General features: G+C 66.8%; 7 protein-coding genes and 5 tRNA genes. 7 read left to right on the top strand and 5 right to left on the bottom strand.

The genetic code is table 11. From position 1 onward, the window contains the following. The 6 genes from lon to QZW52_RS17660 form a co-directional block, all read left to right on the top strand. On the top strand, positions 1-1,512 hold a 1,512-nt coding region (gene lon / locus QZW52_RS17685), incomplete at its 5' end, for an endopeptidase La (RefSeq protein WP_294001106.1). Between the two features lie 118 nt (positions 1,513-1,630). Continuing rightward, positions 1,631-1,706: transfer RNA gene (locus tag QZW52_RS17680), tRNA-Gly, on the top strand. A 68-nt stretch (positions 1,707-1,774) separates the two neighbouring features. Then, positions 1,775-1,848 (top strand) — tRNA-Cys (locus QZW52_RS17675). 23 nt (positions 1,849-1,871) lie between these two features. After that, positions 1,872-1,947, top strand: a tRNA-Gly gene (locus QZW52_RS17670). Between the two features lie 28 nt (positions 1,948-1,975). Next, positions 1,976-2,068: transfer RNA gene (locus QZW52_RS17665), tRNA-Leu, on the top strand. A 24-nt stretch (positions 2,069-2,092) separates the two neighbouring features. Next, positions 2,093-2,168: transfer RNA gene (locus tag QZW52_RS17660), tRNA-Gly, on the top strand. Positions 2,169-2,259: 91 nt separating this feature from the next. On the opposite strand, the gene QZW52_RS17655 is transcribed toward QZW52_RS17660, so the two are convergent. From QZW52_RS17655 to murI, 5 genes are all read right to left on the bottom strand, one after another. Continuing rightward, positions 2,260-2,988: an ABC transporter permease gene (locus QZW52_RS17655; protein WP_294001105.1), complete on the bottom strand. Its 729-nt coding sequence runs from the start codon at positions 2,986-2,988 to the stop codon at positions 2,260-2,262. After that, positions 2,985-3,923: an ABC transporter ATP-binding protein gene (locus QZW52_RS17650; protein ID WP_434738355.1), complete on the bottom strand. Its 939-nt coding sequence runs from the start codon at positions 3,921-3,923 to the stop codon at positions 2,985-2,987. The genes QZW52_RS17655 and QZW52_RS17650 overlap by 4 nt, the downstream gene beginning before the upstream one ends. 32 nt (positions 3,924-3,955) lie before the next feature. Further along, positions 3,956-5,125, bottom strand: coding sequence for an ABC transporter permease (locus QZW52_RS17645; protein WP_294001101.1), 1,170 nt, complete (start codon positions 5,123-5,125; stop codon positions 3,956-3,958). A 21-nt stretch (positions 5,126-5,146) separates the two neighbouring features. Next, entirely contained in the window at positions 5,147-6,076 is a 930-nt protein-coding gene (gene osmF / locus QZW52_RS17640; protein WP_294001098.1) for a glycine betaine ABC transporter substrate-binding protein OsmF, read from the bottom strand. Between the two features lie 77 nt (positions 6,077-6,153). Continuing rightward, positions 6,154-6,987 carry a glutamate racemase gene (gene murI, locus QZW52_RS17635; protein WP_294001095.1) on the bottom strand — a complete coding sequence of 278 codons (834 nt, stop codon included), beginning with the start codon at positions 6,985-6,987 and terminating at the stop codon, positions 6,154-6,156. A gap of 232 nt (positions 6,988-7,219) precedes the next feature. Between murI and QZW52_RS17630 the strand changes: the two genes are divergently transcribed. Then, on the top strand, positions 7,220-7,850 hold a 631-nt coding region (locus QZW52_RS17630; protein ID WP_294001092.1), incomplete at its 3' end, for an electron transfer flavoprotein subunit beta/FixA family protein.

Raw genomic sequence — 7,850 nt, 5'->3', positions numbered from 1 at the left:
TGGGCGAAGAAGAGCAAGGTCAAGCACGACCTGCCGTTCGCCGAAGGCGTGCTGAACGAGGACCACTACGGCCTCGACAAGGTCAAGGAACGCATCCTTGAGTATCTTGCGGTCCAGCAGCGTGTCGAGAAGGTCAAGGCGCCGATCCTGTGTCTGGTCGGTCCTCCGGGCGTGGGCAAGACCTCGCTGGGGCAGTCGGTGGCGCGGGCGACCGGACGCAAGTTCGTTCGCATGGCACTGGGCGGCGTGCGCGACGAGGCCGAGATTCGTGGCCACCGCCGGACCTACATCGGCTCGATGCCGGGCAAGGTGCTGCAGAGCCTGAGCAAGGTCGGCGTGCGCAACCCGCTGTTCCTGCTCGACGAGATCGACAAGCTGGGCACGGATTTCCGCGGTGACCCGTCGTCGGCGCTGCTGGAAGTGCTCGATCCGGAGCAGAACCACACGTTCGGTGACCACTACGTCGAGGTGGACTTCGACCTGTCGGACGTGATGTTCATCGCCACGTCGAACTCGCTGAACATCCCGCCGGCGCTGCTGGACCGGATGGAGGTGATCCGGCTGGCGGGTTACACCGAGGACGAGAAGGTTTCGATCGCCCAGCGGTATCTCCTGCCCAAGCAGCGCACCAACAACGGCGTGAAGGACGAGGAGCTGACGATTGCCGAAGACGCGATCCGCGGCATCATCCGTTACTACACCCGTGAAGCGGGCGTGCGTTCGCTGGAGCGTGAGGTCTCCAAGATCTGCCGCAAGGTGGTGAAGGGCCTGTCGCTGAAGAAGTACGACGGGCGCGTGACGGTCGATGCGGCCAACCTGAACGACTTCCTGGGCGTGCGCAAGTACAGCTACGGTGAAGCCGAGAAGCAGAACCAGATCGGGCAGGTCAATGGCCTGGCGTGGACCGAGGTGGGTGGTGATCTGCTGACCATCGAAGCGGCGATCATGACGGGCAAGGGCGTGATCATCCGCACCGGCTCGCTCGGCGACGTGATGAAGGAGTCGGTCGAGGCGGCGCGCACCGTGGTGCGCAGCCGTGCGGCACGACTCGGCATCAAGGAAGAGCTGTTCGAGAAGCGCGACATCCACATCCACGTTCCGGATGGCGCGACGCCGAAGGACGGTCCGAGCGCGGGTGCTGCGATGACGACGGCCTTCGTGTCGGCGCTGACCGGGATTCCGGTGCGTGCGGATGTGGCGATGACCGGCGAGATCACCTTGCGCGGTGAAGTCACGGAGATCGGTGGCCTGAAGGAGAAGCTGCTGGCGGCCCACCGTGGTGGCATCAAGACGGTACTGATTCCCGAGGCCAATGCCAAGGATCTCCAGGACATCCCGGAGAACGTGAAGAGCCAGATGGAGATCATCCCCGTCCGCTGGATCGACAAGGTGCTGGAGATCGCGCTGGAACGCCAGCCGCAGCCCTTGCCCGAAGATGAGCCGAAGGTGATCGAGGCGGCCAAGGTGGAGCCGGCAGTGGCGGTCGTGGTGGAAGCTGCAACCAAGCACTGAAAAAAACCTGCCTTAAATGCTTGTGCGAAGAGAATGATTTGTTCTATACTTTCGTTCTCGACGCGCTGCAGCAAACACCAAATTCGGTGCGGCATGTCAGGCAAAGCAGCAATGCAAAGCGGGAATAGCTCAGTTGGTAGAGCGCAACCTTGCCAAGGTTGAGGTCGCGAGTTCGAGTCTCGTTTCCCGCTCCAGTGCTGTACAGGTTTCCGAAAAAGGGAGCGCAAGTCGGCTTCCTTTTTTATTGGTGAAGATGGTCAGTGGCGCGGTAGCAAAGCGGTTATGCAGCGGATTGCAAATCCGTGTAGGGTGGTTCGACTCCACTCCGCGCCTCCAGAATCTGATCCATGTCGTTGAATGCGGGAATAGCTCAGTTGGTAGAGCGCAACCTTGCCAAGGTTGAGGTCGCGAGTTCGAGTCTCGTTTCCCGCTCCAGTTTTGTCGTGTCTGGTGCTGGTCAGCAGCCCGGGTGGTGAAATTGGTAGACACTGCGGACTTAAAATCCGCCGCTTTCCCGAGAGGGGGCGTACGGGTTCGATTCCCGTCCCGGGCACCAGATTCGTTGGGTATTGAAAATTTTGCGGGAATAGCTCAGTTGGTAGAGCGCAACCTTGCCAAGGTTGAGGTCGCGAGTTCGAGTCTCGTTTCCCGCTCCAGTACAAAGTACAAGTAGTACAAAGCAAACAAGCCACCCACTGTGATGGCTTGTTTGCTTTGTGCTGTTCACTTTGTATTTTTCACTTCGAGTCAACGTTTCGGCATCAATCGTTCGAAACCCAGATCCACCACCACCGCCAGCAGGCCGACCAGCACCGCGCCCTGCAGTACATACGCCGTATTGAATCCGCTCAGGCCGACGATGATCGGTGATCCCAGCGTCCTGGCGCCCACCGTCGAGGCGATGGCCGCAGTCCCGATGTTGATGACCACCGAGGTTCGTACCCCTGACAGCACCACCGGCCACGCCAGCGGCCACTCCACGCGCCAGAACCGCTGTGCCGGTGACATGCCCAGTCCGGTCGCTGCTTCCAGCGCGCTGGGTGGCACGGACGCCAGCCCCGCCAGCGTCTGTTGCACCACCGGCAACAACCCGTAGAGCGCCAGCGCAATCAAGGCCGGCCGCTCGCCAAACCCGATCAGCGGCGCCGCCACCGCCAGCACGGCCACTGGCGGCACCGTCTGCCCCATCGCCACCACAGTCTCGATCAGCGGACGAAACGCCTGCCCGACCGGTCGCGTGGCGAACACCCCCGCCGCCCAGCCCAGCAGCACCGACACCGCGCTCGACACCGCCACCAGCCCGATGTGCGCCGCCACCAGCGCGACAAAACTGTCCTGCTCGTACATCGGCCGGTCCAGCGCCGGAAACGCCGCGGCGAACAGCGGCTTGAGCAGCGGCATCCCCCACGCCAGGCCGATCAGCGCCAGCACGGCCCAGGGCAGTGGATCGGCCCAGCGCAGGCGCGTGCGCGTCATGCCACGTTCCGCACCACGTCGGACAGGTGGATCTCCCCGCACACCTCTCCTGCGGCATCGACCACGGGCAGAGGGGATGCCCCGGCGGCGACCAGCGCGGACAAGGCGTCCCGCAGCGAATCGGTGTCGCGCAGGGACGGCACCGCGCTGGAGACCACGCCCCCCGGCCGCATCCGGCTCGTCACCGTGTCCAGCGCCAGCAGCCGCAACCCGATGTCCCCGCGCCCGATGAAGTCCCGCACGAAATCGCTCGCCGGCTCCGCCAGCAACTGCCGCGGCGTCCCCGCCTGCACGATGCGGCCGTGGTCGAGCAGCACGATCCGAGTGCCCAGCCGCAGCGCCTCGTCGAGGTCGTGCGTCACCAGCACGATGGTCTTGCCGGACAGGCGGTGGATACGCGCCATTTCCTGCTGCAGTGCCTCGCGGGTGATCGGATCGAGCGCCCCGAACGGCTCGTCCATCAGCAGCACGTCCGGGTCCGCCGCCAGCGCCCGCGCCACGCCGACACGCTGCTGCTGACCACCCGAAAGCTGGTGCGGATAGCGGCCCCGGTAGAGGTCCGGCGGCAACTGCAGCAGCTCCAGCAGTTCGGTCACGCGGTCGCGGATGCGTGCCGTCGGCCACTTCAGCAGTTCGGGCACGCAGGCGATGTTGCGCTCCACCGTCCAGTGCGGAAACAGCCCCGTGGACTGGATCGCGTAGCCCATGCGCCGCCGCAGGTCTTCCGGTTTGAACGAGCGGATCTCCTGCCCTGCGAACAGGATGCGGCCCCGGTCGTGCTCCACCAGCCGGTTGACCATCTTCAGCGTCGTGGACTTGCCCGAACCGGAGCGGCCGATCAGCACCACGAACTCGCCCGGTGCAATCGCCAACGAGAAGTCTTCGACAACGGCCTGACCGTCGAAGGACTTGCCGACCTGCTGGAACTCGATCATGGCGTCCGTCGCGCTCGTTGCAGTTGTCGTGTTCATCGGCTTGTCCACTCCGCCAGCACCTTGAACAGCCCGTCGGCCACCACCGCCAGCGCCACCACCGGCACCACCCCGAGCAGCACCAGATCCACCGCGCTGCTCAGCAAACCCTGGAACATCACCGCCCCGAACCCGCCCGCGCCGATCAGCGCCGACACCATCGCCAGCCCGAGCACCTGCACCGCCGTCACCCGCAGCCCCGCCAGCCACACCGGCCATGCCAGCGGCACCTCCACGCGCCAGAACCGCTGCCCCGGTGTCATGCCCATCCCCCGCGCGGCGTCGAGCACCTCGGGCGGGATCTGCCCCAGTCCGGCCACCGTGCTGCGCACCACCGGCAGCAGCGCGTACAGCGTCAGCGCCGTGACCGCCGGCGCCACCCCGATGCCGCTCACGCCCCACTGCGCCAGCACCGGCCAGTGCGCCGCCAATGCGGCCAGCGGCACCATCAGCAGGGCGAACAACGCGATCGACGGCACCGTCTGGACCAAATTGAGCACCGACAGCAGCGCCGGTTGCAGTCTCGGCCGCCGTGCCACCATCACGCCCAGCGGCAGCCCGATCAGCACCGCCGGCACCAGCGTGGCCACGACAAGCAGCAAGTGCCGGCGCAGCGCGGCGTCGAACACGTCCTGCCGGTTCGCGTATTCCTTGAGCAGCGAGAGTGCGTCCAGGTGCCCGGACAGCAGCAGCACGACGACCGGGGCCACCGCGCAGCCGCCACCGAACAGCGACACCCCCGCCCGTGCCGACCAGCCCCGCAGCGCCTCGGCCGCCGCCAGCCCGCACAGCACGGCCAGCAGCCAATACCCGCCCCCGAGCGCCGTGCGGCCCAGCGGCAGGTCATCGGACAGCAGGGCGGTGGCGTGGGTGCCGGCGAGCCACGTCAGCCCCGCCAGACTGCCCGTGGCGCCGAGCAGCGTCAGCCAGCGGGCCCGCGCCTGCGTCGGGGTGTGCAGGGCCGCGGCCATCAGCAGCAGCACCGGTGCCAGCGCCCAGCCCCGCACGCCGTCCGCCGCGATCACCTCGGCCAGCGACACGCCGACGCCCGACAGCAGCCGGTTCGGTGCCTGCGTCACGAAGGCCAGCTCCAGCACTGCCGCCAACCCCACCAGCAGCAGCGCACACAGCACCGGGTTGCGCAGGTGCCCGCGCGGCATGGGCATGGGCACGCGCATCGACCCGGCTTACTTGGTGAAGCCCTTGGCCTTCAGGTAGCTCGCCGCAACCTTCTTGGCGTCCTCGCCACCCAGCGCGATGCGGGCGTTCAGCGATTGCAGCGTCGGGCCGTCCAGCGTCTTGAACACCGGGGCGAGCAGGTCGCGGATCTTCGGGTTCTTCTCCAGCACCTCGGCGCGGATGATCGGCGCGGGCGCGTAGATCGGCTGCACGCCCTTCGTGTCGTCCAGCACCACCAGCCCCAGCGCCGCCACCGGCCCGTCCGTGCCATACGCCATCGCGGCATTGACCCCGGAGGTCTGCTCGGCCGCCGCCTTGATCGTCACCGTGGTGTCGCCGCCGGCCAGCGTCAGCAACTGGTCCTGCTTGAGCTTGAACCCGTAGGCCGTCTGGAAGGCGGGCAGGGCGTCCGGGCGCTCGATGAACTCGGCGGAGGCGGCGAGCTTGAACTTGCCGCCACCCGCGATCCAGCGGCCCATGTCGTCCAGCGTCTTGAGCTTGTTCGCGGTCGCCACGTCCTTGCGGATGGCGATGGCCCAGGTGTTGTTGGCGGGTGCTGGTTCCAGCCAGACGATCTTGTTGGCCTGGAAATCGAGCGCCTTGACCTTCTCGTAACCCGCCTTGGCATCCTTCCAGGCCGGGTCTTTCTCGACCGAGAACATGAACGCGCCGTTGCCGGTGTACTCGGGGTAGATGTCGATCTCGCCGGCGGTCAGGGCACCGCGCACGATCTTGGTGTTGCCGAGCTGCACCTTGTTCTCGGTGCGGATGCCGCCGGCTTCGAGCACCTGGATGATCAGGTTGCCGAGCAGCGAGCCTTCGGTGTCGATCTTGGAGCCGACACGCACGGCGGTCTGGGCGTGGGCGGCACCGCTGGCCAGCAGGGCGGCCAGCAGGGTTCCGGTGAAACAGCGGCGGGTGAAGCGGGAAGCGTGCATCTGGGACTCCTGGCGGTCAAGCGTGAACTGGTTGGCAAATCGCCGGGCGACTATACGCGAAGGGACGATTTTTCGCGTCAGCCGGCCGGGGTCGCCAGAGGGTCCAGCGGCGCCAGCGTGCAGGGGAAATCGAGCCAGCGGTGGGCGAAATCCTGCAGCGTGCCGAGGTCGCCGGTGGTCCACAGGCGGGCGTGCGGAGCCGCGGCCGATGCCGGCATGGCGGGCAACTCGCCGGCCAGCGCCACCGTGCGCCGCGCCACCGCGTCCGAGGTGTCGATCAGCCGCACGTCCGGGCCCATCTCGGCCTGGATGTGGTGGGCGACGAAGGGATAGTGCGTGCAGCCGAGCACCACGGTGTCCACGGCCTGTTCGCGCAAGGCGGCGCAGTGGGTGGCGACCCGCTCGCGCACGGCCGGGGCGTCCACCTCGCCGGACTCGATCGCCGCGGCCAGCCCCGTGCAGGCTTGCAGGCGCAGGTCGAGGTGGGCGGCGTGGGCTTGGGCGAGCAGGCGGAAGCGTTCGCTGCGCAGCGTGCCCGTGGTGGCCATGACGCCGACGCGGCCGTTGCGGGTCAGCGCGGCGGCAGGTTTCAGGCCAGGCTCGACGCCGACGATGCGCCCCTCGGGGTAGCGGCTGCGCACGGCAGTCGCGGCGGCAGCGGTGGCCGTGTTGCACGCGATCACCAGCAGTTGCGCGCCTTGCCCGAACAGGAACTCGGCGATGGCGAGCGAGCGGGCGCAGATGTAGTCGTCGCTGCGTTCGCCATACGGCGCGTGGCCCGAGTCGGCGACATAGAGCAGCCGGGCGTCCGGCAGCCGCTGGCGGATCGACCGCAGCACCGACAAGCCACCCAGCCCGGAATCGAACACGCCGATGCGGATGGCGGAAGCGGTGGGGGCATTCTTCATCATGGGGGCAACCAGTCTAGCAGCGCGTCCGGCGCATCCGTGCGGGTGAACCCTGATGCAAAAAGGCCGACAAACGATGGTGCGCTGCCGCAATGCTGGATAAAATCGAACGATCGTGCTTTTTTGAGCGCACCGCCAGCACTGCCACAATCCGTCGCAATTCGCCGTGGGGCGGCCCCTAGAATTGCTGTCCAGCCGCCCGCATTCAGACCCATTCCCTACTGGAGAACTTCGCATGAAGGCACTCGTACCCGTCAAGCGGGTTGTCGATTACAACGTCAAGGTCCGCGTCAAATCCGATGGCACGGGCGTGGACATCGCCAACGTCAAGATGAGCATGAACCCCTTCGACGAGATCGCCGTCGAAGAGGCGGTGCGTCTGAAGGAAAAGGGCGTGGTCACTGAAATCATCGCCGTGTCGTGCGGTGTCACCCAGTGCCAGGAAACGCTGCGCACGGCCATGGCCATCGGCGCCGACCGGGGCATCCTGGTCGAGTGCGCGGACGAGCTGCAACCGCTGGCCGTGGCCAAGCTGCTCAAGGCGCTGGTGGACCGCGAACAGCCGGGCCTGGTGATCCTGGGCAAGCAGGCGATCGACGACGACTGCAACCAGACCGGGCAGATGCTGGCCGCGCTGGCGGATCTGCCGCAAGCCACGTTCGCCTCCAAGGTCGCGGTGGCGGACGGCCGCGCCGTGGTGACCCGCGAAGTGGACGGCGGCCTGGAAACGGTGTCGGTGTCGCTGCCCGCGATCATCACCACCGACCTGCGCCTGAACGAGCCGCGTTACGTGACGTTGCCCAACATCATGAAGGCGAAGAAGAAGCCGCTGGAAGTCATCAAGCCCGAGGCACTGGGCGTGAACG

The organism is Sphaerotilus sp., assembly GCF_013299175.1.
In the GTDB taxonomy this organism is placed as follows: domain Bacteria; phylum Pseudomonadota; class Gammaproteobacteria; order Burkholderiales; family Burkholderiaceae_C; genus Sphaerotilus.
Note: the sequence above shows the minus strand (reverse complement) of the source record. Positions and strands in the feature narration are given on the sequence as shown.

Coding starts and splice junctions, on each gene's coding strand:
- QZW52_RS17655 (WP_294001105.1), bottom strand. CDS start 2,988: ATGACGCGCACGCGCCTGCGCTGGGCCGATCCACTGCCCTGGGCCGTG.
- osmF (WP_294001098.1), bottom strand. CDS start 6,076: ATGCACGCTTCCCGCTTCACCCGCCGCTGTTTCACCGGAACCCTGCTG.
- QZW52_RS17650 (WP_434738355.1), bottom strand. CDS start 3,923: ATGATCGAGTTCCAGCAGGTCGGCAAGTCCTTCGACGGTCAGGCCGTT.
- murI (WP_294001095.1), bottom strand. CDS start 6,987: ATGATGAAGAATGCCCCCACCGCTTCCGCCATCCGCATCGGCGTGTTC.
- QZW52_RS17645 (WP_294001101.1), bottom strand. CDS start 5,125: ATGCCCATGCCGCGCGGGCACCTGCGCAACCCGGTGCTGTGTGCGCTG.